Annotated in this window: 26 protein-coding genes; 13 read left to right on the plus strand and 13 right to left on the minus strand. The window is 32.7% G+C overall.

Translation table 11 applies throughout. The annotated features are described in order from the left end of the window. Positions 1-244 precede the first annotated feature (244 nt). The 6 genes from IEV10_RS05215 to wecB all read left to right on the plus strand — a co-directional run bounded on the left by IEV10_RS05215 (position 245) and on the right by wecB (position 5,750). A complete protein-coding gene (locus IEV10_RS05215; RefSeq protein WP_262890101.1) occupies positions 245-949 on the plus strand; it encodes a zinc-dependent peptidase in 705 nt (234 codons plus the stop codon). 147 nt (positions 950-1,096) lie between these two features. Further along, positions 1,097-1,513 carry a hypothetical protein gene (locus IEV10_RS05220; RefSeq protein ID WP_188373628.1) on the plus strand — a complete coding sequence of 139 codons (417 nt, stop codon included), beginning with the start codon at positions 1,097-1,099 and terminating at the stop codon, positions 1,511-1,513. A gap of 51 nt (positions 1,514-1,564) precedes the next feature. Next, positions 1,565-3,316: a tetratricopeptide repeat-containing sensor histidine kinase gene (locus IEV10_RS05225; protein WP_188373629.1), complete on the plus strand. Its 1,752-nt coding sequence runs from the start codon at positions 1,565-1,567 to the stop codon at positions 3,314-3,316. Next, on the plus strand, positions 3,309-4,052 hold the full coding sequence (locus IEV10_RS05230; RefSeq protein WP_188373630.1) for a LytR/AlgR family response regulator transcription factor: 744 nt from the start codon (positions 3,309-3,311) through the stop codon (positions 4,050-4,052). Before IEV10_RS05225 ends, IEV10_RS05230 begins: the two co-directional genes overlap by 8 nt. Before the next feature lie 118 nt (positions 4,053-4,170). Next, entirely contained in the window at positions 4,171-4,473 is a 303-nt protein-coding gene (locus IEV10_RS05235) for a hypothetical protein (RefSeq protein WP_188373631.1), read from the plus strand. 176 nt (positions 4,474-4,649) lie between these two features. Continuing rightward, on the plus strand, positions 4,650-5,750 hold the full coding sequence (gene wecB, locus IEV10_RS05240; protein ID WP_188373632.1) for a non-hydrolyzing UDP-N-acetylglucosamine 2-epimerase: 1,101 nt from the start codon (positions 4,650-4,652) through the stop codon (positions 5,748-5,750). On the opposite strand, the gene rpe is transcribed toward wecB, so the two are convergent. The 4 genes from rpe to IEV10_RS05260 form a co-directional block, all read right to left on the minus strand. After that, positions 5,740-6,402, minus strand: a complete 663-nt coding sequence (gene rpe / locus IEV10_RS05245; protein WP_188373633.1) for a ribulose-phosphate 3-epimerase — start codon at positions 6,400-6,402, stop codon at positions 5,740-5,742. The two genes, wecB and rpe, sit on opposite strands and share 11 nt — an antisense overlap. Beyond that, positions 6,399-6,809: a BLUF domain-containing protein gene (locus tag IEV10_RS05250; RefSeq protein ID WP_188373634.1), complete on the minus strand. Its 411-nt coding sequence runs from the start codon at positions 6,807-6,809 to the stop codon at positions 6,399-6,401. Before IEV10_RS05250 ends, rpe begins: the two co-directional genes overlap by 4 nt. Before the next feature lie 189 nt (positions 6,810-6,998). Continuing rightward, a complete protein-coding gene (locus IEV10_RS05255; protein ID WP_008270568.1) occupies positions 6,999-7,862 on the minus strand; it encodes a sigma-70 family RNA polymerase sigma factor in 864 nt (287 codons plus the stop codon). Positions 7,863-7,962: 100 nt separating this feature from the next. Continuing rightward, positions 7,963-8,925, minus strand: coding sequence for a hypothetical protein (locus IEV10_RS05260; RefSeq protein ID WP_188373635.1), 963 nt, complete (start codon positions 8,923-8,925; stop codon positions 7,963-7,965). Positions 8,926-9,042: 117 nt separating this feature from the next. Here IEV10_RS05260 and IEV10_RS05265 point away from each other — a divergent pair, with 117 nt between their 5' ends. Continuing rightward, positions 9,043-9,705, plus strand: a complete 663-nt coding sequence (locus tag IEV10_RS05265; RefSeq protein WP_188373636.1) for a hypothetical protein — start codon at positions 9,043-9,045, stop codon at positions 9,703-9,705. Between the two features lie 55 nt (positions 9,706-9,760). Here the strand turns inward: IEV10_RS05265 and IEV10_RS05270 are convergent, their stop codons facing one another. After that, the gene (locus IEV10_RS05270) at positions 9,761-12,022 is read right to left on the minus strand and encodes a polyribonucleotide nucleotidyltransferase (RefSeq protein ID WP_188373637.1); all 2,262 of its coding nucleotides are present in this window, start codon (positions 12,020-12,022) and stop codon (positions 9,761-9,763) included. Between the two features lie 211 nt (positions 12,023-12,233). Continuing rightward, the gene (rpsO, locus tag IEV10_RS05275) at positions 12,234-12,503 is read right to left on the minus strand and encodes a 30S ribosomal protein S15 (protein ID WP_188373638.1); all 270 of its coding nucleotides are present in this window, start codon (positions 12,501-12,503) and stop codon (positions 12,234-12,236) included. A gap of 258 nt (positions 12,504-12,761) precedes the next feature. On the opposite strand from rpsO, the gene IEV10_RS05280 reads away from it, so the two are divergent. Then, positions 12,762-13,604: a hypothetical protein gene (locus tag IEV10_RS05280; protein ID WP_229719597.1), complete on the plus strand. Its 843-nt coding sequence runs from the start codon at positions 12,762-12,764 to the stop codon at positions 13,602-13,604. A gap of 48 nt (positions 13,605-13,652) precedes the next feature. Here the strand turns inward: IEV10_RS05280 and accD are convergent, their stop codons facing one another. The 3 genes from accD to tamL all read right to left on the minus strand — a co-directional run bounded on the left by accD (position 13,653) and on the right by tamL (position 18,490). Next, complete coding sequence (gene accD / locus IEV10_RS05285; protein WP_188373640.1) at positions 13,653-14,510, minus strand: acetyl-CoA carboxylase, carboxyltransferase subunit beta; 858 nt, start codon at positions 14,508-14,510, stop codon at positions 13,653-13,655. A gap of 206 nt (positions 14,511-14,716) precedes the next feature. Continuing rightward, positions 14,717-15,784 (minus strand): class II fructose-bisphosphate aldolase, encoded by a 1,068-nt coding sequence (fbaA, locus tag IEV10_RS05290; protein ID WP_188373641.1) that lies wholly within the window; start codon positions 15,782-15,784, stop codon positions 14,717-14,719. Between the two features lie 120 nt (positions 15,785-15,904). Next, entirely contained in the window at positions 15,905-18,490 is a 2,586-nt protein-coding gene (gene tamL, locus IEV10_RS05295) for a translocation and assembly module lipoprotein TamL (protein WP_308694118.1), read from the minus strand. 103 nt (positions 18,491-18,593) lie between these two features. Here tamL and IEV10_RS05300 point away from each other — a divergent pair, with 103 nt between their 5' ends. After that, positions 18,594-19,322 (plus strand): TrmH family RNA methyltransferase, encoded by a 729-nt coding sequence (locus IEV10_RS05300; RefSeq protein ID WP_188373642.1) that lies wholly within the window; start codon positions 18,594-18,596, stop codon positions 19,320-19,322. On the opposite strand, the gene porT is transcribed toward IEV10_RS05300, so the two are convergent. Beyond that, entirely contained in the window at positions 19,315-20,028 is a 714-nt protein-coding gene (gene porT, locus IEV10_RS05305; RefSeq protein WP_188373643.1) for a type IX secretion/gliding motility protein PorT/SprT, read from the minus strand. The genes IEV10_RS05300 and porT overlap by 8 nt on opposite strands. Before the next feature lies 1 nt (position 20,029). Then, positions 20,030-20,761 carry a bifunctional demethylmenaquinone methyltransferase/2-methoxy-6-polyprenyl-1,4-benzoquinol methylase UbiE gene (gene ubiE / locus IEV10_RS05310; protein WP_188373644.1) on the minus strand — a complete coding sequence of 244 codons (732 nt, stop codon included), beginning with the start codon at positions 20,759-20,761 and terminating at the stop codon, positions 20,030-20,032. A 180-nt stretch (positions 20,762-20,941) separates the two neighbouring features. Between ubiE and trkA the strand changes: the two genes are divergently transcribed. The 4 genes from trkA to IEV10_RS05330 all read left to right on the plus strand — a co-directional run bounded on the left by trkA (position 20,942) and on the right by IEV10_RS05330 (position 24,619). Further along, positions 20,942-22,291: a Trk system potassium transporter TrkA gene (trkA, locus tag IEV10_RS05315; protein WP_188373645.1), complete on the plus strand. Its 1,350-nt coding sequence runs from the start codon at positions 20,942-20,944 to the stop codon at positions 22,289-22,291. Positions 22,292-22,303: 12 nt separating this feature from the next. Then, positions 22,304-23,797 carry a TrkH family potassium uptake protein gene (locus IEV10_RS05320; RefSeq protein ID WP_188373646.1) on the plus strand — a complete coding sequence of 498 codons (1,494 nt, stop codon included), beginning with the start codon at positions 22,304-22,306 and terminating at the stop codon, positions 23,795-23,797. Between the two features lie 185 nt (positions 23,798-23,982). Next, positions 23,983-24,234: a hypothetical protein gene (locus tag IEV10_RS05325; RefSeq protein WP_188373647.1), complete on the plus strand. Its 252-nt coding sequence runs from the start codon at positions 23,983-23,985 to the stop codon at positions 24,232-24,234. 100 nt (positions 24,235-24,334) lie between these two features. Beyond that, the gene (locus tag IEV10_RS05330; protein ID WP_188373648.1) at positions 24,335-24,619 is read left to right on the plus strand and encodes a hypothetical protein; all 285 of its coding nucleotides are present in this window, start codon (positions 24,335-24,337) and stop codon (positions 24,617-24,619) included. Here the strand turns inward: IEV10_RS05330 and IEV10_RS05335 are convergent. Continuing rightward, positions 24,616-25,800, minus strand: coding sequence for a pyridoxal phosphate-dependent aminotransferase (locus IEV10_RS05335; protein WP_188373649.1), 1,185 nt, complete (start codon positions 25,798-25,800; stop codon positions 24,616-24,618). The two genes, IEV10_RS05330 and IEV10_RS05335, sit on opposite strands and share 4 nt — an antisense overlap. A 20-nt stretch (positions 25,801-25,820) precedes the next feature. Then, a complete protein-coding gene (locus IEV10_RS05340; RefSeq protein WP_188373650.1) occupies positions 25,821-26,924 on the minus strand; it encodes a fatty acid desaturase family protein in 1,104 nt (367 codons plus the stop codon). Positions 26,925-26,967: the final 43 nt, after the last annotated feature.

Genomic DNA, 26,967 nt, shown 5'->3' on the forward strand with positions numbered 1-26,967 from the left:
CAAATAAATAGTTTAATTAGAAAGAACGCCAAGCTTGCTTGAGCGTTTTTTTGTTTTATAAGAGTATATTTCTCACTTATTTTAAAAGGCTCTATATTTACAACTAACAATGTCCCAAAATCTTATGACTAACTCTAGTCTAATCTTCAATATAATTTTTTTATCAATAATTGGATTATTAGTATTGAAGTATACATTCCGTTTTATTGAACAATCATATGCCGAATCTAAAAAGAAACCTTTAATGTTAAATTTTGTTCTTTTAAAAAAAAGTTTGACTGAAAAGCAAATACGAATTTTAGAAAAGCAGTTTACATTTTATAGTAGGTTGTCTCGTAAAGAGCAATTAATCTTTAGACACCGTTTAGCAACATTTATTGATAATAAGAGCTTTTATGGGAGAGATGGTTTAGAATTAACAGACGAGATAATTGTATTAATATCGGCTACTGCCGTAAAACTAACTTTTGGATTTAGAGATTATTCCCTATCTATCATAAAAACTTTATTAGTCTATCCAGAGGCTTTCTACTCTAAAATTAACGAACAATTACATAAAGGCGAGGTTAATCCTATGCTAGGTATTTTAGCATTGTCATGGAAAGATTTTAAACAAGGATATGATATAGACAACGACAATTTAAATCTTGGTATTCATGAGTTTAGTCATGCTATACACTTAAATAGTTTTAAAAATAATGATATCAGTTCATTAATTTTTAGAGATGGTTTTAAGGCTTTAAAAAGATATTTAAAAGATAATGAGACCAAAAGACAACAATTAATTTCTACCAAATACTTTAGGGCTTATGCCTATACAAATGAATATGAGTTCATGGCCGTGTTAATTGAATGTTTTATTGAAACACCTCAAGAGTTTAAATCAAAATTCCCGAAAATGTATAAGTATGTCAAAGAAATGCTCAACTTTAATTTTGCAGATTATTAGAGATTGATTAGTTCCAAGTATTTTATGTTTCATTCCCAATAAAAGCTGTTTTAAGACACAAAATCGGACTTTTATGACATTTAATCGATTATTTGTCAGATTTTTCTATATATTAGATGATTATTAACCCTTAAATCTTAAGAAATTATGCCAGGAATAATTAATGTTACTATTTCACAAATTGATGACGGAGAAAATTTTCAAAGTCCAGAAACCCCTTTAGCTTACTGTAGTTCTCTAGCAGAGGATAAAGTTAATGTAACAGTCATTGCACCGTTTCATAATAATGTATATGCAAATCAGATGCCATCAATTGAGGTGTCAGGAGGAGAAGATGGCAATGATGTATCCATTACTCCAATATATAATCATAGTACTCCACTAAGTGCTGTATACACACAAGTAATCAAAATTTCATTTACTTTGACAAGCCCAGTTTTAGATGGTAATGGTAATGTAGTTATTAATATTTCTGTTGATGAAGAAGGTTTGACAGTGACTAATCCAGGAGAGTTGGGTGATCCAATACGTAAGACAAAAGTGATTACTAACGGAGAAGGATAAATTCAATAGAAACAATTCTTTTTTTTAGCAGATATAGCCTATTTTAGTGTTATGTCTGCTAAATTTTTACTCCCTCTATCTTTTTTAGTATGCTTTTTTTTTAGCGGTTTTTCTCAACATAAACCTTGCAAAAAAAAAGAGTTTATTGAATCTTTATGTAATTCTGATAAATTACACAAAGCACATTTATTACTATCAAATAATTCTCTTGAAGAATCTTATGAGCTTATCGAAAATTTAAAATTAGGTTCAGAAGCAAAACTAGATAAAGATTTTGAAGCTTTAATTCTTTTCTTGGAAGGCGAACTACACAGAAGAAATAATTCTTTTAAAAAAAGTGTTGAAACATATGAATTATCTCTCTCAAAAAACACCACAAATAATGATTTAGCGTTTTATGCTTACATAGCACTAGGTGATATCTATATTTCTGGAATAAGAGACTTTGACAAAGTTATACCATACTATAAAAAAGCAGAATTATTATTAGATAAAGAATCTTGCCCTGAAAAACAAACACTTTTATATAATGCGCTAGGTAATATTAACCTGTTAAGCAAAAACTATGATGAAGCTGAGAAATATTATATAAAAGGATTAGAATTATACTTAAATAATAATAAAACTACACAAGCTGCAATAAATTACAGTAATCTTGGGAACTTGTATTTTGAACAGTATAAGGATGCAAAAGCAGAAGAATATTTCTTAAAGGCAATTAATACATTTCAAAAAAAGGATAGCACAAATATTAATGTTAGACAACAAATAAATTATAATCTATTTGCAGTTAATGAGGCTAAAGGAGATTATAAAACAGCAATTAAGTATTTAGAAACATCTAATACCTTAAAAGATTCTATTTGGAATAGAGATAAGGTCTGGGAAATTGCAGATTTAGGTAAAAAGCTTGCCGTTGAAAAAAAGAACCAAGAACTTCAAGTTCTAGAAGCAGAAAATAAATTGAAATCTGCTCAGAGAAATGGTATTTTAGTTTCAGCATTAGTACTTTTAGCATTACTAGGCGTTAGTATTTATTACTACAAAGAAAAGGTAAAGACTAACAAAATTATTACTTCTCAAAACGAAACTTTAGATACTCTCAATGCTACTAAAGATAAGTTGTTCTCTATTGTTAGTCATGACTTAAGATCGTCTGTAAATACTTTAAAAAGTAGTAATCGAGCTTTAGTTAGTAATCTAGAGACTAAGAATATCGAAAAACTAGATCAGCTTCTGAATACGAATAGTAGTATAGTTAATGGCGCCTATAATTTGCTAGATAACTTACTTAATTGGGCCATGCTTCAGACCAAGCAAACTTATTTTAATATCGAGGAGCATCGTATATATATGTTGGTTGAGCATGTGGTTTTTAATTATCAAGGTTTATTTGCAGAAAAGGAGATAAAGTTTGAGAATAACGTTTCAAAAAAAGACAAAATTTTAGCTGATCAAGAATCTTTGAAAATTATTATTCGTAATCTTATTGATAATGCTATAAAGTTCACCGAAACTAACGATGCTATTTCGGTTTACAGTAAAGTTGAAGACGAAAATTATATTCAATTAATTATTGAAGATAGCGGGCTGGGCATGAGTGATACCACACGATTAGAGTTGCTTAAAGAAACAAGTTTACTGTCGAAAAAAGAAAACGAACAGATTATAGGTACAGGTTTGGGAATACAACTTTGTAAGTCTATGATTAAAAAGAATAATGGAAAATTTTCTATTGAGAGTCAATTAGGCAAAGGCACAAAAATGATTGTATCTTTACCAAAAGTGGGTGAGAATGGATAATATAAATGTTCTAGTTGTTGAGGATACTGTGTCAGAGAGTGATGTTTTAATTGCTTCTTTAGAGGCGAATAATTTTAATGTAGTAGGTTTGGCTACTAATTTTAAGGATGCAATTTCACTTTATCATAGTACAAATCCAGATGTACTTATTGTCGATATTTTTCTTAACGGTTTTCCAGAAGGAATTAATGTTGCGGAGGCAATTTCTGTAAATCCAGATAAAGCTAAACCTTTTGTGTTTTTAACTAGTTCTAGTGACCGACAGATATTTGAACGTGCTAAACTTACGCGCCCCTTTAGCTATTTGCTAAAGCCCTTTAATGAGCTAGAATTATTTTATGCTATAGAAATGGCACTTGAAAAATTCTACAAGCAAAAAGATGTATTTTTAAGTGATAATGAAGATACCGTAATAACGGATAACTATCTTTTTATTAAAAAAGGAAAGGCTTTAAAAAAGGTTCTTGTAGAGGATATTATTTATATTGAGGTTGAAGATAAGTACTGTAATATTATTACTGAGAAAGAGAAATTTGTTATTAATATATCATTAATAAAAGTTTCCAAGCTATTAAATCCAAATCAATTTTTTAGAACACACAGAAGATTTATTGTCAATGTTGAAAAAGTTGAAGAGATTATTCTTTCAGACAATTTAATTCTTTTATCAAGTGGACACAAAGCCGATTTGAGTGACAATTATCGTGAAATCATAAAACGAGTCAAAACCCTCTAGTTTTTCGTTACCTTTTTTTTCTGCTTCACGGTTTAGAATTCCGCTTCCATTACATTTTGTAAGCATAGTATGTATATGTGGTCTACATTTACACTGAGTTAGAAAATAAACCCCCATTATGTCTAAGTGTAAATTCAAAGTCCATTCTGCAATATATTCTTGCGATGCTTCAAGTTCTACAACGATAGCAGGATACGATGTCACACAAAGAGTACAAGGGTTGTTAAGAGATAACAATAAAGAAGGTGTTTTAAAGATAGATAGCAAAATAATTGAGAACTCAAATACTTATAGCAAAAAGTGTTTTGCCATTTTGGTTACCGTAGTATACCCAGATGGAAAAATCTTAACAAGATTTAGCTCATGCTCAGAAGGAAGCACTATAGATTTAAAAATGTCGGGAGTGGTATGCTCCTTTTAAATAATAAAATAAAATTACCTTTCATAAGTAGGTGAAGCCAAAATTGTAGTAATTACTATTGGGGGATTTAATTAAACTTCAATTATTCACCAAAACTGACCAGAGGAGAAGTCCTCTGGTTTTTTTTATTAATACTATTTCTAAAAGTGTAAATTTGAATAGATTCAAATAGGCATATGTATAGAATTACAATAGTAGCAGGGGCACGTCCAAATTTTATAAAGATTGCACCAATTATAAGTGCTTTAACTAAAGCAAAAGACGATGGCGTCGATTTAAGTTGTCGATTGATACATACAGGGCAGCATTACGATAAAAACATGTCCCATAGTTTTTTTGAGCAACTAGCTATTCCAGAACCTGACATTAATCTGGAATGTGCAGGCGGAACTCAAGCTGAGCAAACTGCTAGTATAGTATTAGCTTTTGAAAAAGAGTTGAATAGCTTTCCTGCAGATTTGGTCATAGTTGTTGGTGATGTGACCTCTACCATGGCATGTACTCTTGTGGCTAAAAAGCTTAATATGGAAGTAGCTCATGTCGAAGGAGGAATTCGTTCTGGTGATATGACTATGCCTGAGGAAGTAAATAGAATTGTGACTGATAGCATTGCTGATTACTTTTTTACAACTTCAGAGTTGGCAAATAAGAATTTATTACAAGAAGGTAAAACCAAGAGTCAATTGTTTTTGGTTGGAAACACCATGATAGATACACTCTTGAATAATAAAAATAGGTTTTACAAACCTTCAATTTGGAATGCCTTAAATCTTGAAGCTCATAAGTATATTGTTTTAACCATGCACCGTCCAGCAAATGTTGATCAAGAACGCAATCTCGAAGTGATGTTGAATGAAATTTTAAGCCAGACAAGAGACTTGCCAATTATATTTCCAGCTCACCCAAGAACACAAAAAATATTATCGCAGTTAGATGTGAATACTAAGCGTCTCTTCATTGTTGAGCCTTTAAGCTATTTAGAGTTTAATTATTTAGTTCAGCATTCTAAAGCAGTGATTACGGATTCTGGAGGTATAACAGAAGAAACTTCTATTCTGAATATACCGTGTTTAACACTTAGGGACAACACAGAACGACCAGAAACAATTGAATTAGGCACTAACGAGTTGGTAGGCACAAATCCTGAAAATTTAAAGCCTTATTTAGATATGCTTTTTAGGGGTAAATGGAAACAAGGGCAATCCATTCCGTTTTGGGATGGTAAAACGGCTGAGCGTATTGTTAATGTGATTACTGAAAAACTAATTAAGAATTAGCCAAACGCTTTAAATTAGAGATAGTTTTTGGCTGATTGTCACTTTTAAAAACATGACTTCCAGCAACAAAAACATTGGCCCCAGCATCAGCTAGTTTTTTTATATTTTGGTCTGTTACACCGCCATCAATCTCTATTAATGTATCCAAACCTTGCTCGTCAATCATTTTACGAAGCTTCTTTACACGGTTATAAGTGATGTCTTCAAATTTTTGACCACCAAAACCAGGGTTTATAGACATTAATAATACCATATAACATTCTGGTAAAATGTCTTCTAAAACAGAAACAGGTGTGGTTAGATTCAAAACAATTCCGGCTTTGCAGCCTACAGCTTTTATTTGTCTAAGAGTACGGTGAAGGTGTACAGTACTTTCATGATGCACAGTAATAATATCTGCACCAACTTTAGCAAACTCTTCAATATAACGCTCAGGTTTTTCTATCATTAAGTGGACATCTAATGGCTTTGTAGCATGCTTTTTAATAGCCGCTATTACTGGCATTCCGTAAGAAATATTAGGTACAAAATGTCCGTCCATAACATCAATATGAAACCAATCGGCATCACTATTATTAACCATTTCTGTGTCACGTTGAAGATTACCGAAATCAGAGGCAAGCATCGAAGGAGCTATTAAACATTTACTCATTTGTTATTGTTTAAAAAATTGGTAGTTAATTTAATTATTTCATCAGCAGGCAAATAGTCTGCATTTTTTATCCAATTGAAGTACAAATATAACTTTTTCATGTCTGAGAATTTTTGAAAAACTTCAAATTCTCCGCTATTATAGTCTTTAAAAAGTCTTCCCTCAATTTTTGTATCTAACAATTTGATAACTCCAGTATGCCTTGAATCAGTTTTAATTTTTTTATATAAATGATTAGTCTTTTCTTCTTCTCCTTCTAAAATTTGAAAAAAGTGTTTGTTTTTAATGATTAAAAGACCAGTAACATCGTGAATCTTATTTTTTTTATTGACGTCATACACTAGGTTGTCAATACTTTTCTTATCTAAATCTTTAGAAAAGTTACTAATGTAGCAAATAGCTTTCATTATTGGTTGGGGTGGGGGTTTATTAAACCCGAAGTTACATAAAAAAGTGAACCCACGGTAATCAGCCGTGGGTTCTTTCATCAATCAAAAAACGAACAGTTATGTTTTGTAACTGTTGTTACCGTAATTTAGTCGTAAATCGTGTTGTAATCTAACAAAAATTAATTGAATATTAAAATAACGATATTACTATCCTAAATAAGTCTTTAATATTTTACTTCGTGAGGTGTGTTTTAACCTACGAATAGCTTTCTCTTTTATCTGTCTTACACGTTCACGAGTAAGATCAAATGTTTCGCCTATTTCTTCTAGAGTCATTGGGTGTTGATTCCCTAAACCAAAGTACAAACGAATAACATCCGCTTCACGAGGTGTTAATGTTTCTAGTGCTCGCTCAATCTCTGTTCTAAGAGATTCATGTAATAAATCTCTGTCAGGATTAGGAGACTCACCACTACGCAATACATCATAAAGATTAGAATCTTCTCCTTCAACAAGTGGAGCATCCATTGATACATGGCGACCAGAATTTTTCATAGACTCCTTAACATCGTTAATAGTCATGTCTAATTCTTTAGCAATCTCTTCAGCTGATGGAGGGCGCTCATGACTTTGCTCTAAAAAGGCAAATGTCTTATTGATTTTGTTAATAGAACCAATCTTATTAAGCGGTAAACGTACAATACGAGATTGTTCCGCTAATGCTTGTAGGATTGATTGTCTAATCCACCAAACAGCGTATGATATAAATTTAAAACCACGAGTTTCATCAAAACGTTGTGCAGCTTTAATCAAACCTAAGTTACCTTCGTTAATTAAATCAGGTAAAGTTAAACCTTGATTTTGGTATTGCTTAGCCACAGATACAACAAAACGTAAGTTTGCCTTTGTCAACTTCTCTAAAGCAATTTGATCACCAGCTTTAATGCGCTGAGCCAATTCTACTTCTTCATCTGCTGTAATAAGGTCTACCTTACCAATTTCTTGTAAATATTTGTCTAATGAAGCGGTTTCTCTATTAGTAACCTGCTTGGTAATTTTAAGTTGTCTCATGTAATTTTATGTGTGCAATTTTTATAACAACGTTATGTTGTGCTATAGTTATACGTAACAAACACAAAAAATGTTACAATTTTTTTAAAGAATTGAAAAATTATTCAAAATCTAATACTTCAGTTGCTTCTATAAGTTGAAATAGAGCATCTATTTTTGAATAAATTTTATTGAAAAAAGTATTCCGTTCTTTCTCGCCAGCAGCATTTAATAATTTAGAATTTTGTAGTTGCTTATTTAAGAACACCTCAGCTTCAGCGCAAGTATACTTGTTACTTGTTTTGTAATAGGAGAGTAATGTGAAAGGCACATACAACGATTGCAAATTTGGTGCACTAACCAGTACATTATTGTTCATTAAATGTAATTCGTTGTAGTATAGCTTAAAATTAGTATTAGTTAGTTTTAATTCTATATGGTTTATGAGTTGCTTTAATTCTAAACACATTTTTAATGCTGTCTTAGAGCTTACATGAGCTGCTTGTGTATAAAAATGAATTTGTTTTAGCGTGCTATTTACAGTTGTAATGTCCCAAATTTCTGAAGTATTTAAGTCACTATACAAGCCTCCCAATTGTTTTCCAGCTTCAATTAATGTAGGTTTAGGAGCAAAATTTTCAAAGCTTTTGTTTGCAAAAGAGGGGTCTAATAACTTGAGCCAAACGTAATATTTAAAATGGCTAAGTGTATCTCCCGATAAATTATAAAACAGTGGAATGTCCTTTGCTGAATACAAAATACTACTGTCTTTTTGTGTGAGCAGCGGAAGTAAAGACTCATAAGACTCTATAAAGTACTGCTGCAACTCTTGTTCGCTTTCGATATGCTTTGTTTTTTCTACAGCGACTACATTGAGGTCAGAGGTTTCAAATAGTTTATCTAACGATAGGTTGTAATAATTTGCTAACAATACGCTTTCATCTATAGAGAGTTTACTCTTTAAGCTAACACGTCTATGAGCGGCGTCATAACTAATGTCTAGTGCTGTTGCTACAGCTTCTATTAGAGATGCATTTGAAGGTAAATCGTTTTTTAACTGCTTAAGTAATTGGGTTTGATACATGTTTTAAAAATATAAATATTTGTGATTATCACAAAAATTAATTTTTGTAATCGTGTTTATTCAAGTTTTAAATGTGATTAGTGCAATAATTTTGAATTGAATATAAAACTCAGAATTATGAAAAAAATGATTATTACAACTTTACTGTTTATGTTTAGTATTAGTATTGTAGCACAAAATGACTCTATTCCTAATGACAAGCCTTATAGATATGACAGTTCTTTTGCTGACTATTGGAAAACAGTTACATTTAAAATTGGTGGAGGTGTTTTGTTGCCCCAAGGAAAACTAAATGACTATTTTGGAATTTCTCCTTTAGTAGAGTTAAGCTTGGATTTCCCAGTTACAGAAAGTAAATCTTTAGAGTTGGCATTACAGTTTGTAATACCAGATCAGAAGAATGGATTTGAATATCAAAGATTAGCTGATAGAGTAGAAACTAAAGCTACTTTTCTCTTTAATCCTATGTTGCGATTCAAAAAGAATTTTAGTCAATCAAATTCAAAAAAACTAATATTAGGAGTAGGTTTAGGTGCATCAGTAATTACAACAGATGCCAGAAATACTGATTTTTTTGATACTTCAGATGATAGAAATAAATATGAAGTTATCACAGCATTTTTGGTTTCCCCAAGCTTGGAATATGCAAAAACATTTAAAAAAAACAATGAGTTTACGCTTAGTTTAGGTCTTAACTATACGCCATATAAAATTGAAGGCGCATTACAAGAAGATATAGGTAGTATAGCATTAACGCCAAGGTTATTGTATAGTTTTTAAATTAAAAAGCCCATCATATGATGGGCTTTTTTATAGATTAAGATTTTAAAAGAAACTAATCTTCTTTTTTATCTTCTCTTGGTTTTCTATCGTCTCTGCGATTGTCTCTGTTACGATTATCACGTCCGCGATTGTCTCTACCTTTGTTGTTATCGCGGCCATTGCGGTTGTTGTCCCTTGGAGGTCTAGCGATATAACCTTCAGGCTTTGGTAAAATAGCTTTACGAGATACTTTCTCTTTACGAGTTCTAGAATCTATACCAAAGTATTTTACATCAAAAACATCACCCATGTTTACCACATCAGATACATTTTCCGTACGTTCCCAAGCTAATTCACTTACATGTAATAAAACTTCGTTCCCTGGAGCTTCAGTATATTCTACTACTGCACCAAAATCTAACATCTTAATGACTTTTACTTCATAGACGCTGCCCACTTCTGGTTTAAATAATAAAGCATCAATTTTGGCCAGAACCATATCAATACCTTTACTGCCAACACCAAGAACTTCTACAACACCTTCTTCTGTTACTGGATCTTCATTAATAACAATAGTCGTTTCAGTTTCTTTTTGTAATTCTTGAATAACTTTTCCGCCAGGACCAATTAAAGCGCCAATAAACTCATTAGGGATACGACGTGTCACCATTGTAGGTGCATGTTCTTTAACTTCAGCATTAGGAGTTTCAATAGTATCAGTAAGCTTCTCTAAGATATGTAAACGACCATCACGAGCTTGTTTTAGTGCATTAACTAAAATCTCGTATGACAATCCTTTTACTTTAATATCCATTTGGCAAGCTGTAATACCATCTGCAGTACCCGTTACTTTAAAGTCCATATCACCTAAGTGATCTTCATCTCCTAAGATATCAGATAATACAGCGTATTTATCACCTTCAGAGATTAACCCCATAGCAATACCAGAAACAGGCTTCTTTAATTGTACACCTGCGTCCATTAATGCCATTGTACCAGAACAGACAGTTGCCATAGATGACGAACCGTTAGATTCTAATACTTCTGATACGACACGAACTGTGTATGGGCAATCTTCTGGCACCATACCTTTAAGCGCACGTTGTGCTAGGTTACCGTGACCTACTTCACGACGAGATGTTCCACGAATTGGTCGTGCTTCACCAGTTGAAAAAGGAGGAAAATTATAATGTAAATAAAAACGCTCTTCACCTTCAAAAGATGGCATATCTATTTGGTTAGCTTCTCTAGATGTTCCTAGTGTTACTGTAGCTAGCGCTTGAGTTTCACCACGCGTAAAGATTGCAGAACCATGAGTAGATGGTAAATAATCAACTTCACACCATATTGGTCTAATGTCTGTTGTTTTACGACCATCTAAACGTAAACCTTCATTTAAGGTTAAATCTCTAATCGCAGTTTTTTGCGCTTTTGCTACATATTTATGAATCAGTTTTCCTAAATCATCTTGCTCTTCTTCAGAAAAAGAATTAAAAACCTCCTCTTTAATTTCAGAAAATGCTGCACCTCTTTCATGTTTAGAAGAACCTGCTTTTGCAATGGCATATGTTTTATCATAAACCATATCATGAATCTTCTTGGCTAAGTCTGCATCTTCGCGTTCTGGCTCGTACTCACGTACTTCTTTTTTACCAACAGCTTCTGCTAAACGTATTTGAGCAGCACATTGTACTTTAATTGCTTCGTGTGCAGCCTTAATAGCTTCAGTCATTTCTTCTTCAGAAATCTCATCCATTTCTCCTTCAACCATCATTACAGAGTCGGCTGAAGCTCCAATCATCATGTCGATGTCAGACTCTTCTAATTGTGCTCTGGTTGGGTTAATTATGAATTCACCATTGATGCGTCCAACTCTAACTTCAGAAATGGCACACTCAAATGGGAAATCCGATAATTGAATAGCAGCAGAAGCCGCTAATCCAGCCATAGCATCTGGCATAACATCTGGGTCATGAGACATTAACTGAATCATCACTTGAGTTTCAGAGTGGTAATCTTTTGGGAATAATGGACGTAAAACACGGTCTACCAAACGCATAGTTAATACTTCACCATCACTAGGTCTTGCTTCTCTTTTGAAGAAACCACCAGGATAACGACCAGCTGCAGCAAACTTTTCTCTGTAATCTACCGTTAATGGTAAAAAGTCAACATCATTTTGATGGTAATTAGAAACTACAGTACATAGTAGCATACATTTTCCTGATTGCACAACAACGCTACCATGCGCTTGTTTTGCTAATTTTCCAGTTTCGATAGAGATTTCTCTACCGTCACCAAGGTCTATGACCTCTTTGTAAGTCTTTGGAATCATAAATTTTTTAATTCACGCTTTGATATTTAGCTATCAAAGTCTTGTTAAACAATGGTCGTTGTGTTGTTGTGTGTAGTTGTTGTAAATGACAAATTACTGTCTGACCAATGAAAAACTGTATTTAGCTTCTTCAATTCGAGTTTTAGACGCTTTCGATTGCGTAATAGTATAACAAAAAACCACGCTGTTAGGCGTGGTCTTCATATTTAGATTATTTTCTTAATCCTAATTCTTTAACTATCGCACGATATCTCAAGATATCTTTCTTAGTTAAGTAGTCAAGTAATGCGCGACGCTTACCTACTAATTTTACTAACGAACGCTCAGTGTTATAATCTTTACGATTTTGTTTTAAGTGTTCAGTTAAGTGGTTAATTCTTGCAGTAAACAATGCAATTTGTCCTTCAGCAGAACCTGTGTCATTTGCGCTTTTACCGTGTTTTGCGAAGATTTCAGCCTTCTTTTCTTTTGTAATGTACATGCTAATATTTATGTAAATGATTGTTATGTATTCTGAAAGTCGTTCTTTCAGGCGGCAAATATAGGAAAAATTAAAGATTTACAAGTCTTTAATACAATTATTTAGAGTTTTCGATGAACGACATTAAACCTTTTTAAAATTGCTATGTCCTAAAATCATGTTAACAAACAAAACTATTGAATACTTTGCTTAAAGTCTTAGTGCGCAGAAGATTATGAAGTATTTGAAATGACCATTATTAACTTAAATAAATTGATTATGAAAAATTTTAATAAGATTTTTAAAAGCATTTTGACATTATTAATTATCGGATTAGCATTCAATTCTTGTACTGATAATGATGAACCATTACAAATTAATGATACTTCTCAGGATACTATAGAATTAGCAAGAGCTTCTGAAGTTGATGCAGCCAGCTCATCTTTAGAAGATATCGTTATAGAAGTTTATGAATTTGATGAAGCAAATCCCAACGGAAGAGTTCAACCATCTACATTACCTGATTGCGTTACAATTACTGTTGCAGTTCAACAAGGTTTTAGAGAAGTTACCATAGACTTTGGTACAGAAGGTTGTTTAGTTAGAGGGCATATTTTTAAAGGACAGATTGTATTCTCTTACACAAGAGATATGGAAGCTCAAGAAATTTTAATTACCTATGATTTGATTGATTTTTTCTTTGACAATAAGAATATTTTAGGAAGCCGAACAATTTTAAAAGAGAAAGAAAATGATAATGGCAATCCACAGTTTACACACACTTTAGATTTAACTGTGATTTGGCCAAGTGGTGTTCAAGCATCGAGATCAGGAACCAAAATAAAAGAATGGGTAGAAGGTTTTGGTAGCGGCATTTTTAGCGATAATGTATTTGAAGTTACAGGAAATTGGACAACGACTTTTGTAAACGGAAACACTCACACTTACGAGGTACTAACGCCACTTCGTCGTGAGGTGATTTGTACTTACTTTGTTAGTGGAACAGTAGATATTCAACGCACAAATTTTGGAGGGATTTTTGATTACGGTAATGGTGATTGTGATAACGAGGCCTTGTTTACCTTTAATAATGGAACAGAAATTACAATTACTTTGAATTAGTTTATAGTTGAGTTTAAATGAAAAAGCGAGCCATTTGGCTCGCTTTTTTTATGCTCTTAAAGGTTGATTCTTTATTAAATCTATATAAAGATTAACCTTGTTTTTTAATTCCTTTCGATGCGTTATAAAATCTAAAAATCCATGTTCTAATAAAAATTCTGAAGTTTGAAAACCTTCTGGTAATTCTTTTCCAGTAGTATCTCTTACAACTCGAGGTCCTGCAAATCCTATTAAAGCCCCTGGCTCAGAAATATTAATATCTCCTAACATGGCAAAAGAAGCTGTTGTTCCTCCTGTCGTTGGATCAGTACATAATGAAATGTAAGGAATACCAGCATCAGCTAATTGTGCTAATTTTGCAGATGTTTTTGCCAATTGCATTAAAGATAATGCAGCTTCCATCATACGTGCACCACCAGATTTACTTATAATCATAAATGGTAGCTTTTTCTTTAAAGCATAATCTGCCGCTCGTGCAATCTTTTCGCCTACAACACTACCCATTGAACCACCAATAAAAGAGAAATCCATACATGCAATTACCAAGTCATTTCCTTTAGACTTGCCTACTGCAGTTCGTACAGCATCTTTTAGATTTGTTTTGGTCTGTGCCGCTTTTAAGCGATCTGGGTATTTTTTAGTGTCTTCAAATTTTAAAGGATCTTTTGAAGTTAAACCTGCGTCAAGTTCTTTGAATTTATTGTCGTCAAATAATATTTCAAAGTATTCTTTACTTCCTATTCTTACATGGTAACCATCTTCTGGACTTACATAAAAATTTTGCTCAAGCTCTTTGGTGTCTATAATTTTTCCTGTTGGAGATTTGTACCAAAGACCTTTTGGTGTGTCTTTCTTTTCTTCAGTAGACGTCTGTATACCTTTATCTTTTCTTTTAAACCAAGCCATGCTGATTTTAGGTTTTTTTAGATTTTCAATTTTAGAGTTACCCTAAAATTAATTTAGTTAGTTTATGTTTGAGTTTTTCAAACGTACAAAATTACTCATTTTATCCATACTACTCAACATTTGCTTTTGCTATGTATAGATTTCTATAAAAAAATCCTGCTTCAAAATAATTAAAGCAGGACAATGATTTTTTGTAAAATATAATACTATAGTGTATCTACGTTATTTAAATCTTCAAACGCTTTTTTAAGACGTTCAACAAAAGCATTTTCGCCTTTACGTAACCATACACGTGGGTCATAATGCTTTTTATTTGGAGAATCAGGACCGTCTGGACTTCCTATTTGTGATGCCAAATAAGCTTCTTTTTCTCCCATATAATCTCTAACACCAGACATAAACGCATATTGCATGTCAGTATCAATATTCATTTTTATTACACCATAACCTATGGCTTCTCTAATTTCTTCTAAAGTTGATCCAGAACCACCATGGAATACAAAATCTATATGATTGTGCTCTACATTATATTTTTGTGTAATATGCTCTTGAGAATTTTTAAGAATTTTAGGCGTTAATTTTACATTGCCAGGTTTGTATACCCCATGAACATTACCAAAAGCTGCTGCAATTGTAAATTGATCACTTATTTTACTTAACTCTTCGAAAGCATAAGCCACTTCTTCTGGTTGCGTATATAGTTTTGATTCATCTACATCACTATTATCTACGCCATCTTCTTCACCACCTGTAATTCCTAATTCTATTTCTAGAGTCATGCCCATCTTACTCATACGCATAAGATAGTTTTTACATATTTCAATATTTTCTTCAAGAGGCTCTTCACTTAAATCAATCATGTGCGAACTGTAAAGTGGTTTTCCAGTTTCTTTAAAGTGTGCCTCACTAGCATCTAGTAAACCATCTATCCAAGGCAATAATTTTTTTGCGCAATGGTCGGTATGTAAAATTACTGGAACGCCATAAGCTTCTGCCATAAGGTGAACATGCTTTGCACCAGCAATACTTCCAGCGATAGCTGCTTTTTGACCATCATTACTTAAACCTTTTCCTGCATTAAATTGTGCACCTCCATTTGAGAATTGAATTATTACAGGTGAATTTAATGCTTTAGCAGTTTCTAAAACACCATTTATGGTATTAGAGCCAATAACATTTACTGCGGGTAAGGCAAAACCTTTTTCTTTGGCAAGTTTAAAAATCTCTTGAACTTCGTAACCAGTAGCGACACCTGGTTTTATATTATGACTCATAGTATTTAAGTTGAAAAATTATAGTATTCAAAAATACATAATTTACAGCATTAAGCGATTCTTAAATAGGCATATTTGCTCATAAATTAACGAAAACGATGTCGTGAATAATGTTATTTTCTAGAAAGGATAATTTATACCAATATTATAAGTGGCATTGCCAAAATTATAATTTGTAAACCAACGGTTTCCCATTTGCAGTGATGGGTCATATGTTTTAAAACCAATATCTCCACGTAGTACAAAAAAGGTAAAATCGTATCTAAGACCAAAGCCACTACCTACAGCAATATCTCTTAAAGATTTGAGATTTGTAAATGTAGACTCTGGGTCATCTTCCACATTGTCGAAAGCATTCCAAATATTGCCAGCATCAACAAAAAGAGCGCCGTCGAAATTTCCAAATAAATTAAAGCGTTGCTCAAGACTGAAATGTAATTTTAGGTTTGCTTCATTAAACTCATTGGTGTTCTGAGAACTTCCAGGACCAAGGTTATAAGCTGTCCATGCACGATTGTCATTTGGTCCACCGGCAAAGAAACTTTCTACAAAAGGAATGTTGTTAGAATTGCCAAATGGTATGGCAACACCAAAATAACTTCTAAAGGCTAATACATTTTTCTTACCTCTTAAACCAAAATATTTTACATAATCAATTTCAGTTTTGAAATATTGAGAAAAAGGAACATTAAAAATCTCATAACGACCATCATTATTTTTATCTAAACCAGCCAGACTAGAAATACCAGATGCTAAATTGCCGGCTATTTCAAAATGATATTTAAATCTTGAAAAATTATTGTCAGACAAATCAGTTCTAGTGTCTCTTGTGTAGTCAAAATTAGAGGATATAATAAGATTGTCTTCAGTAAGTCGGTCTTGGCGCTGGTTTATATTATTTACATCAGTAAAGGCTACATCTCCTTGGGATAATGATGTGTTACCATTAAGGACATCATTGATAAATGTATCTGCGGGTGTAAAGTCTGATGGAGGATTTTGAAGCACATCATTATTACCTATATATCCTATATCTCTTGCTATCTCATTTAATCTATTAAAGGAGTTTGAGTATACTCCAAAATAGTTTTCGGGATTTAGATTTCGTACATATTGAACATTAAACAATTCTAAGTTATTTGTGACCTTATCGCTAGGAAACCAATTATAAGCAAAAATGCTTGAGAGTGTTTGTCTGTCTAGTCCAATGTTTTGTTGGCTTGTTGCAGCAATATTTATTTTAGTACTAGGAGACATTGTTTTAGGAATAATTTTTTCAGTATTGAAAGGCAAAAATATCCTTGGAATAGTTAAGCTAACTGAGCCGCCAAACTCATTAATGTTAAAAAAAGTATTATCACTATCACTAACATCATCTGAGGCACCAATAGATCCTAATGCAGAAATATCTAAGGTTTCAGCACCTCTAAAAACATTCCTAATCTTTAGACCAGTACTAAACGCAAAACCTACTGTTTGTATATTGCTTTGAGAGACATCAAAAGAGAAACCTAACTCATATTTTTTTCTAGGCGATAAAAATATATTGGCTGTAAGCGTAGAATCAGCTTCATTGGCAATATAATCTACACCTGGATATCTAAACATCTGTAACTGATTAAGATATCGTGATGTCCTAGTGCGATCAATATCTCTGTATATATCTCCCTTTTTTATAAAAACAGCATCAGTCAAAGCCTTAGGTTTGAATTTAAGTTTATCAAAACTGTAAAGATTGTATCCGTTATAAGTGGTGCTGTCTGTTATTTTTTTGCCTTCAATTCTATTTTCGTTTGTAGCATCAGTGATAATGTTTACTTCTTTTATTTTATAAACTTTAAAGGGCTCTGTTCTAGTTGAATCTTCATTTCTGATAACGCGATTGTCTATAAATAATTCAGCATTAAAAGTATTTCTAGATTTAAAAGTGTCTATTTCAAAACGCACATAATCTTGACCAAAAAAGTAAAGACCAGAGTTACGCATCAATTTATTTATTCTAGAGCGTTCACCAGTAAAATTGTCTTCGTCATATTGCTCACCTTCTTTTAGTAATGAAGCACTAACATTTGCTTTGTATATAGAGTCAACTACAGGTGTTTTGATAGTAGTTTTTAAGGTGTCCAAAATACTAGGGGGGTTTTTGGTAACTGTGTATTTTACTTTTGCACGTTTATTTGAGTCGCGTTCAATAGTATAGTCTACTTCATTATATAGCCATCCGCGTTTGTAATAATATTTTCGTAATCTGTTTTTTGTCTTTTCGGTTTTATCTTCATCTAATATGGTAGGTGCTTCTCCTATTCGTTTTAACCAAGAGTTAAAGCCTAAGACAGATTTTTTTAGCTTATTAAGCTGTTTTTCAGATAATGTATTGGTTAACCTTTTTCGTCTATTACCTTTATCTAACCAAGCTTCAAAAATAGAATCTCTATTTGGTCGCGCTAAATTATATACATGTAATTTAAGTGGAAAAGATTCAATTCCAGAATTAGGTTTCTGTAAAGGAATATTATTTATTCGTTCTTTATTAGTGACTTTACCATCAACCTCAATTCTATTTTCAGTTAGTAAATATTTACCATCCTTTACACGTTTTACAGTACTGCACGAAACTAATAACACCAAAGTAAACATACAGATAGCCAAATTTGCTAAGCTGAGGTTTAATTTTTCTAGTACCAGTTTGTGGCGTTTAAGGTTCAAATTGAAAGCATTTTTTTGATATTCATAAGACTGTGCAAATATTAGTCCAAAAAAGTATTAATTTGTCATCTCTTATGTTACTAACAAATGTAAAGACATTTTAATGTTATCAAAGAATCAGATAAAATTAATTAAAAGTTTAGCCCAAAAAAAATTCAGGAATCAACACGGTTTATTTACGGTGGAGGGTATAAAAGGGATTACCGAGTTTGTAAATTCTTCTTTTAGCTTAAATCAAATATACAGCTTAGAACATAGTTTTGATGTTGATGACGCTAAAATGACATTAATATCAGATTCTGATTTAAAAAAAATTTCTCAGTTAAAAAACCCAAATACAGCTGTTGGAGTTTTTGAGATTCCTAAAAGTAAGGCTATTGATAATTCTAAACTCATTATTGCTTTAGACGATGTCCGTGATCCTGGAAATTTAGGCACTATTATAAGACTCTGCGATTGGTTTGGTATTAAGGATTTGGTTTGTAGCAAAGCCACTGTAGATTGTTTTAACTCTAAAGTTGTCCAAGCTACTATGGGCTCATTAACCCGTGTTAATGTAAGTTATGTGGACTTAGATAGTTTTCTTTCTGATTCGGAAAATGAAGTTTTAGGTACTTTTATGGACGGCGAAAATATCTATAAAGTAGATTTGCCTGAGAAAGGAATTTTGGTTTTAGGTAATGAAGCTAACGGCATCTCTAATACAATTAAAGATAAAGTAACTAAACAGTTAGGAATACCAAGATTTGGAAATCTTAAAGCGACTGAAAGTCTTAATGTTGCAACTGCTACTGCAATTTGCTTAAGTGAATTTAAACGAAAAATTACCTAAAAGTAAAATTGATAAAAATACCTCGTGTTTTCATAGAGGTAATGTTTCCTGTCCAAGGGCTATTTGGGTCGATATCTCTTACAACTTCGTCATTAATTGCAAAAACACCTCTAATCGATGGCGTAAATTTGAAATACAATAGGTATAAGTCAACACCAAACCCTATTTCATAAAAGTAGTTGTTACTAGTCATTCTAAACTGACCACCACTATTGTCACTTGGGTTGTCTTCATTACTAGCTAAGTTTAAAGCTGTAGAAACGCCACCAACTATAAATGGTCTAAAGTTGTTGATACGATTTGTAGAAAACTTTAATAGTAATGGTAAGTGTATATATGTAGATTTTACCTCTCGTAGCAAATCTGAGGGATTAAAATTTTGCCCATCAAAATAACTTTCATTATATCTTAAGGTACGGGTACTAAAATACACACCCGGTTCAAAACGTAAATTTAGATGATTGTTAATTCTTAAATCACCTGTTAGGCCTACTTGAAATCCAGTAGTGGCATCCACAAGAATGTCATCAAGATTTTCTTCATACTCAAACTTAAAATCATAACTGTTAAATCCTAAAAAGTAGCCCCAAGACAATACTTTTTTATCCATAGTCTGAAGATTTGCCACTTTTTCTTTAGAGAATAATTGAGCAAAACTACTGTTACAGCTTAGTAAAACAGCAAAAACAATGATTAATTTCTTCATATTATGCTTTAGATGCGGTATAGATTGTAGCTACACCAAACGTTTGTGGTTTGTCTTTGACATTAATAAACCCAATTTGTCTTAAAATATTGTTTAGTTCTTCTCCAAAAGGGAAAACAGAGGCAGATTCACTTAAATATTTATAAGCACTTCTGTCTTTAGAAAAAACTTTGCCAATAGTAGGTAAAATAAATTTAGAATACAATTTATAACCTTGTTTGTATGGCGTTTTTGTTGGTATTGATGTTTCAAGAATCACAAAAATACCGTTGGGTTTGAGCACTCGAAGTATCTCTGAAAGCCCTTTTTCTAAATTCATAAAATTTCTTACGCCAAACGCAACAGTAATGGCGTCAAAGGTGTTGTCTTCAAAGGGTAAGTCTTCAGAATCACCTATGACCATTTGTATAATGCCATCTAATTCTTTTGCTTTAATTTTTTGTCGCCCAACTTCGAGCATACCATCACTGATATCTAAACCAATAATTTCTTTGGCTGAGGTTTTAGTAAGACTTATAGCTAAGTCACCTGTACCTGTGGCAATATCTAGTATATTTTCTGGTGATGTGTCAGAAATAATTTGTACAACTTTGTTACGCCATTTTACATCAATTCCAAATGAAATGACTCTGTTTAATCCATCATATTCCTCAGAAATGGTGTCAAACATTTTAGTAACTTGCTCTTTCTTATCGAGCTCACTGTCTTTATATGGCTTTACACTTTTTGACATCAAAAAAATTTTTGCAAATATACTAAGAAGATATAAGTGTAACTAAAGTTGCAGATTATAAGAAGACTTTAATTTTACGGAAGTCTTAATCGCTAGTTGTTAGAGCAAATTCTTAACATTCAAACTTTAAGTACTTATAAGATATAACTATATTTGTACGTTATTTTCAAATAAACATTAATGAAAATTATTATTGCTGGTGCTGGAGAAGTCGGATTCCATTTGGCTAAACTGTTGTCTTACGAGTCTCAAGAAATTACGCTTATTGATAATAAAAAAGATAGCCTCACTTATGCGGGCGAAAATCTTGATATAAAAACCATAAAAGGTGATGCTACTTCTATTACAACTTTAAAAGAAGGGCGTATTGAAAATTCTGAACTTTTTATAGCGGTTACTTCTTCAGAGACAACTAATATTACTGCTTGTGTGTTAGCAAAGCAGTTAGGCGCAAAGCGTACGATTGCGCGTATATCTAATACTGAATTTATTGATAATAAAGAAGAACTAGGGTTTTCAAAGTTTGGTATTGACGAATTAATTTCGCCGGAGTCATTAGCGGCTTCAGAAATAGAATTACTGCTCAATCAATATGGATTTAACGATACTTATGAGTTTGAAGACGGTAAACTAACAATGTTAGGACTTCGATTATCTCGTACCGCTACTTTTGTTGGTAAAACGGTTAAGGAAGCTGCAGAGTTATATTCAGAATTGCACTTTATTCCTATTGCTATTCAGCGTTACGGAACACAGTATACTATAATTCCTAGAGGCGATACTATTTTTAAAGAAGGTGATAAGGTCGTTTTTGTAACCTCTAAAGGTGGTGATGAAGAACTGTTTGAACTCTCAGGAAAAGTAAAGGTTGGTATTAAAGATGTTATGATTTTAGGCGGTAGTAAAATTGGTTACAAAACCGCTCAAGATTTATGTAAGAGTAAGTTTAATGTTAAACTTATTGAGGGCAAAAAGGATATTGCTGAAGATTTAGCAGATGAGTTGCCTAATGCACTCGTTATATGTGGCGATGGTAGAAATGTCGACATTTTAGAAGAGGAAAATATATCGCAGATGGATGCTTTTATTTCTGTTACAGGGAATTCTGAAACTAATATAATGTCATGTCTTTTAGCTAAATCTAAAGGCGTTAAGAAAACGATTGCTTTAGTTGAAAACATGGATTATTATCAATTGTCTCAATCTATCGGTATTGACACATTAATTAATAAAAAGCTTTTAGCGGCTAATACCATATTTAGATATATTCGAAAAGGTGAAGTTGTAGCTATGACCAAATTAACTAACATGAATGCCGAGCTTTTAGAGTTTGTAGTTAAACCAAACTCTAAGATTACAAATAATAAAATTAAAGACTTAGATTTTCCGAGGTCGGCAATTTTTGGTGGTGTTATTAGAAATGGTGAAGGTCTTATTCCTTTAGGAAGTTTTACTATTCAAGCAGGTGACAGAGTTGTTGTTTGTTGTTTACCGCGCTCAATCGCCGAAGTAGAAAAGTTTTTTGCATAACCTATGGCAAAAATGAAGCTTAATTACAAAATCATTTTCCATTTTTTGGGATTATTACTGCTATTTAATGGCGGCTTTATACTTATAGCAACATTAATAAGTTTAATCTATAAAGATGGTGTTACACTAGAGCTCTTATTGTCAGGGTTTACAGTGCTTTTAGTGGGTATTTTTGTAATGTATAATACTCGCAATCATCGAAAAGAAATGAATAAACGCGAAGGTTATATTGTGGTGACTTTCGGATGGATTGTCATGTCTTTGTCTGGTTCTTTGCCCTATATGGTTACAGAAACTATTCCATCGTTTACAAATGCTTTTTTCGAAACAATGTCTGGTTATACGACTACAGGAGCTAGTATATTAAATGATATTGAAATAATCCCTAAAGGTGTTCTTTTTTGGCGAAGCATGACCCATTGGATTGGTGGTATGGGGATTATTGTATTAGCAATTGCCATATTACCGCTTTTAGGTATAGGTGGTATGCAGTTATTTGCAGCTGAAGCGCCTGGTCCAGGAGGCGATAAGCTGCATCCAAGAATTACAGATACGGCTAAGCGTTTATGGCTCATATACTTTGGATATACTGCGGCAGAAACCATATTGCTTCAAATAGCGGGTATGTCTTTTTTTGATGCTATTAATCATGCATTGAGCACACTGTCTACCGGTGGATTTTCTACAAAAAATGATAGTATAGCCTATTGGAATGATAATCCAGCAATACAATACATCATAATAAGTTTTATGTTTTTGGCAGGTACAAACTTTGTGTTAAGTTATTTTGCGTTTAAAGGGAAAGTTCAGAAAATCATTAGGGATGATGAGTTTAAATTATACTTCAGATTGACATTTATATTCGCCATAATTGTAGCAATGGTTGTTTATTTTAAAGCTGATGTTTCACAGTCTTCAATTGCGCATCCTATGGTATTAGGAGAGTTTGAAAGTGCAATACGACATGGATTTTTCCAAGTGTTGGCTATTGTAACAACTACAGGTTTTGTTACTGCAGATTATACGATGTGGACACCATTTTTAACCGTATTCTTTTTTGGACTAATGTTTTTAGGAGGTTCGGCTGGGAGTACATCAGGTGGTATTAAAGTAGTAAGACATTTGTTATTAATTAAAAATGGCTTTTTAGAGTTTAGAAGAGCGTTACACCCTAATGCCATTTTACCTGTACGTTATAATCAAAAATCGGTATCTGGCGATATTGTGTTTAATATTCTCGGTTTCTTTATCTCCTATATGTTGCTTTTTATATTTGGAGCTTTAGTCTTTTCAATGTTTCAAATAGATTTTACTTCTGCCATTGGTCTGTCTGCTTCAAGTTTAGGTAATGTTGGTCCAGCTTTAGGAGAATTTGGACCAGTAAATAATTATGCGGCTTTACCTCCTTTAGGAAAATGGTGGGCATCTTTTTTGATGCTTTTAGGACGTTTGGAATTATTTACTGTACTCATTTTATTGACGCCTTTTTTCTGGCGAAATCGCTAAATTTTATTCTGAAAAAGAAAGAATTTTCAACTTTTTTCAAAGAAAATCAATTTTATTCTAGCCTATATAAATACTCATATTTCCGAATATTGAGCATTGGTTTTTAAGTGTTTATAGCGGAATGTGCTGTAACATTTTTAATTGGTCAACGTCTTATAAGCATAACCAATTAAATTTTATCAATCATGGAATTAGTATTAAACACAATTGAAACAGAACCATTACCCGAGCCCAGAGAAACGTTTGTTTACACAAACGAACATTTGTTAAACTCAAATTACAAAGCTGCTGTACAACAGAACTTCATCAATTCTTCTAAGCCATCAGTTTTCGGGATGAGACAGCGTCTAAAATTCAAGCAATTCAATAACGTACACACTATTGGAGTGGTATTAAAACTATCAGTATTTGTAACAGTACTTTCTTTTATGTTTTAAATCAAGGCTACATATTTTATTATCCAAAGATGCTTTTTATTGTAATGTAAGAAGCATCTTTTTTTATGTCATTTTCTAACCTTATTTAAATCTAAAGATTATGGGATCAGCATCGATGAATACTATTATGAATAATAATAGAAAACTTTTACCACTGCGTGACAGGTTTAAGAATAGACTAGGTGGATATAATTCAGATAAAAAGACAGAATATAATTTGCCTAAAGCAAATGCAAAACAACTTAAAGATATTAGTAGACGATTAAAAGAAGAGCATAAAAGTAGAATGCTAAAGATTATAGTAGTAACTGTAATTTTATTTTTAGGACTTTTACTTACGTTTCTTTACTCTTCTGATGGTATTATTGAATTACTTACATACTAGCTTAAAGCATTTTTAATTCGCTTTACAGCTTCAATAATTTGCTCTTGAGATGCCGCATAAGAAATACGAATGCAATTAGGGTTGCCAAAAGCATCACCTGTAACAGTTGCGACATTTGCGTTTTCTAAAAGATACATAGCAAATTCTGAAGCATTATCTATAGTTTGCCCTTTAAGAGTTTTTCCAAAATAAGCGGAAATATCTGGGAAGACATAGAAAGCACCTTCTGGTTCATTGCATGAAAATCCATCAATCTCTCTAAGTAAACCTAATATCAATTGACGACGTTCTTTAAACTCATCAATCATATATTGTACGCGGTCTGGAGAAGCTTCTAATGCAGAAATTACTGCACGCTGGGCTATACAATTAGCGCCACTAGTCACTTGACCTTGAATCTTATTACAAGCTCTTGCTATTGTTGTTGGTGCACCAATGTAACCTATTCGCCATCCAGTCATTGCAAACGCTTTAGATACACCGTTTACAGTTATGGTTCTTTCAAACATATCTTCAAATTGAGCCATGCTACAATGTCCACCAACAAAGTTTATGTGTTCATAGATTTCATCAGAAACCACATAAATATTCGGATATTTTTGAAGTACATCTGCTAACGCTCTAAGCTCTTTTTTACTGTATACAGAACCACTTGGGTTACAAGGAGAACTGTACCAAATCATTTTGGTTTTTGGTGTAATAGCAGCTTCTAACTGCGCAGGTGTCATTTTAAAATCGTTATCGATGGATGTTTTGACTTCAATAGGTACACCACCATTAAGTTTTACAATATCGCTATAACTTACCCAGTATGGACATGGCAAAATAACTTCGTCTGCATCATTAAGCATTACTGAAGCAATATTAAACAAAGACTGTTTTGCACCAGTAGAAACAACAATTTGTTGGCGATTGTAATCTAATTGATTATCACGCTTAAACTTTGTAATAATGGCGTCCTTGAGTTCTGCATAACCATCAACTGGAGTGTAGCTATTATAGTTGTCATCAATTGCTTGTTTAGCAGACTCTTTTATAAAATCAGGAGTGTCAAAATCTGGTTCACCTAAACTAAGGCCTATAATATCTTTTCCTTCTTCTCTTAATTCCCTTGCTTTAGCAGCCATTGCTAAAGTAGCTGAGGTCGATAGACTGTTAATTCTATCCGAAAGTTGGTTCATGCGTGTTGGTTGTGTATGGTTTATGCTTGTATTGCTGGTTTCATTCCCATTTCTTTCAAAAACCTAAAATGTGCTGCAATAGCTTTTCTAGTGGTTTTATACTCTTTATATGGTAAGTTAAACTCTTTAGCTGTGTCCTTAACAATTTTAGCGATTTTCCCATAATGTATGTGGCTGATGTTAGGGAAGATATGATGCTCGACCTGGTGATTTAGGCCACCAGTATACCAGTTTATAAACCAGCTTTTAGCACCAAAGTTGACTGTAGTTTTTAATTGATGTATAGCCCAAGTATTTTTCATAGTGCCATCTTTCTCTGGCATTGGCATTTCTGCTTCATCCATAACGTGTGCCAATTGAAAAACAATACTTAAAATTAACCCAGCTACATAATGCATTAACAAAAACCCAATTAAAACCTCATACCATGCTAAGTCTGTTAAAACAATAGGAATAACAATCCACATGCTTACATAAATTAGCTTTGAGATAACGAGCTTACTCCAGTTTACAACTGGATTTGGCAGCTTTCCATAGGAAAGTTTGCGTTTCATATAACGATACATTTGCTGAAAATCAGTGGTTATGGCCCAATTAATTGTCAATAACCCATATAGCAAAATAGAATAGTAATGCTGAAACTTGTGATGTTTATGCCATTTTGCATGTTCAGAAAAACGTAAAATACGTCCAGCTTCTAAATCTTCATCATGTCCATGGATATTAGTATACGTGTGGTGTAATACATTATGTTGTACTTTCCAGTTATATACGTTTCCTGCTAGAATATAGATACTACTTCCCATTAAACGGTTAATCCATTCTCTATTAGAATAAGAACCATGATTACCATCGTGCATAACATTCATGCCAACACCAGCCATACCAACACCCATAACGACTGTAAGTAAGAGCTGTGCCCAAGTAGGAATATTTAATGTTAGCAATAAAAAGTATGGTGTTATAAACAACGCAAACATGACTATGGTCTTAATCCATAGTTTATAGTTTCCTGTACGTTTAATGTTGTTTTCTTTAAAGTAGTCGTTTACACGTTTGTTAAGAGTTCTGAAAAATTTTGCAGAATCTTTTCGGGAGAAAGTAAGCGCTTTTTGGGTATTCATATGTATTCTAAATTTAAAACTTAACGCATCAAAAACGGGTTAA

Source organism: Winogradskyella haliclonae (assembly GCF_014635865.1).
Classification (GTDB): domain Bacteria; phylum Bacteroidota; class Bacteroidia; order Flavobacteriales; family Flavobacteriaceae; genus Winogradskyella; species Winogradskyella haliclonae.

Excerpts from the sequence above, each read along its gene's own strand:
- IEV10_RS05215 (WP_262890101.1), top strand. The coding sequence starts at position 245 with ATGTTAAATTTTGTTCTTTTAAAAAAAAGTTTGACTGAAAAGCAAATA.
- IEV10_RS05220 (WP_188373628.1), top strand. The coding sequence starts at position 1,097 with ATGCCAGGAATAATTAATGTTACTATTTCACAAATTGATGACGGAGAA.
- IEV10_RS05225 (WP_188373629.1), top strand. The coding sequence starts at position 1,565 with ATGTCTGCTAAATTTTTACTCCCTCTATCTTTTTTAGTATGCTTTTTT.
- IEV10_RS05230 (WP_188373630.1), top strand. The coding sequence starts at position 3,309 with ATGGATAATATAAATGTTCTAGTTGTTGAGGATACTGTGTCAGAGAGT.
- IEV10_RS05235 (WP_188373631.1), top strand. The coding sequence starts at position 4,171 with ATGTCTAAGTGTAAATTCAAAGTCCATTCTGCAATATATTCTTGCGAT.
- wecB (WP_188373632.1), top strand. The coding sequence starts at position 4,650 with ATGTATAGAATTACAATAGTAGCAGGGGCACGTCCAAATTTTATAAAG.
- rpe (WP_188373633.1), bottom strand. The coding sequence starts at position 6,402 with ATGAGTAAATGTTTAATAGCTCCTTCGATGCTTGCCTCTGATTTCGGT.
- IEV10_RS05250 (WP_188373634.1), bottom strand. The coding sequence starts at position 6,809 with ATGAAAGCTATTTGCTACATTAGTAACTTTTCTAAAGATTTAGATAAG.
- IEV10_RS05255 (WP_008270568.1), bottom strand. The coding sequence starts at position 7,862 with ATGAGACAACTTAAAATTACCAAGCAGGTTACTAATAGAGAAACCGCT.
- IEV10_RS05260 (WP_188373635.1), bottom strand. The coding sequence starts at position 8,925 with ATGTATCAAACCCAATTACTTAAGCAGTTAAAAAACGATTTACCTTCA.
- IEV10_RS05265 (WP_188373636.1), top strand. The coding sequence starts at position 9,043 with ATGAAAAAAATGATTATTACAACTTTACTGTTTATGTTTAGTATTAGT.
- IEV10_RS05270 (WP_188373637.1), bottom strand. The coding sequence starts at position 12,022 with ATGATTCCAAAGACTTACAAAGAGGTCATAGACCTTGGTGACGGTAGA.
- rpsO (WP_188373638.1), bottom strand. The coding sequence starts at position 12,503 with ATGTACATTACAAAAGAAAAGAAGGCTGAAATCTTCGCAAAACACGGT.
- IEV10_RS05280 (WP_229719597.1), top strand. The coding sequence starts at position 12,762 with ATGAAAAATTTTAATAAGATTTTTAAAAGCATTTTGACATTATTAATT.
- accD (WP_188373640.1), bottom strand. The coding sequence starts at position 14,510 with ATGGCTTGGTTTAAAAGAAAAGATAAAGGTATACAGACGTCTACTGAA.
- fbaA (WP_188373641.1), bottom strand. The coding sequence starts at position 15,784 with ATGAGTCATAATATAAAACCAGGTGTCGCTACTGGTTACGAAGTTCAA.
- IEV10_RS05300 (WP_188373642.1), top strand. The coding sequence starts at position 18,594 with ATGTTATCAAAGAATCAGATAAAATTAATTAAAAGTTTAGCCCAAAAA.
- porT (WP_188373643.1), bottom strand. The coding sequence starts at position 20,028 with ATGAAGAAATTAATCATTGTTTTTGCTGTTTTACTAAGCTGTAACAGT.
- ubiE (WP_188373644.1), bottom strand. The coding sequence starts at position 20,761 with ATGTCAAAAAGTGTAAAGCCATATAAAGACAGTGAGCTCGATAAGAAA.
- trkA (WP_188373645.1), top strand. The coding sequence starts at position 20,942 with ATGAAAATTATTATTGCTGGTGCTGGAGAAGTCGGATTCCATTTGGCT.
- IEV10_RS05320 (WP_188373646.1), top strand. The coding sequence starts at position 22,304 with ATGAAGCTTAATTACAAAATCATTTTCCATTTTTTGGGATTATTACTG.
- IEV10_RS05325 (WP_188373647.1), top strand. The coding sequence starts at position 23,983 with ATGGAATTAGTATTAAACACAATTGAAACAGAACCATTACCCGAGCCC.
- IEV10_RS05330 (WP_188373648.1), top strand. The coding sequence starts at position 24,335 with ATGGGATCAGCATCGATGAATACTATTATGAATAATAATAGAAAACTT.
- IEV10_RS05335 (WP_188373649.1), bottom strand. The coding sequence starts at position 25,800 with ATGAACCAACTTTCGGATAGAATTAACAGTCTATCGACCTCAGCTACT.
- IEV10_RS05340 (WP_188373650.1), bottom strand. The coding sequence starts at position 26,924 with ATGAATACCCAAAAAGCGCTTACTTTCTCCCGAAAAGATTCTGCAAAA.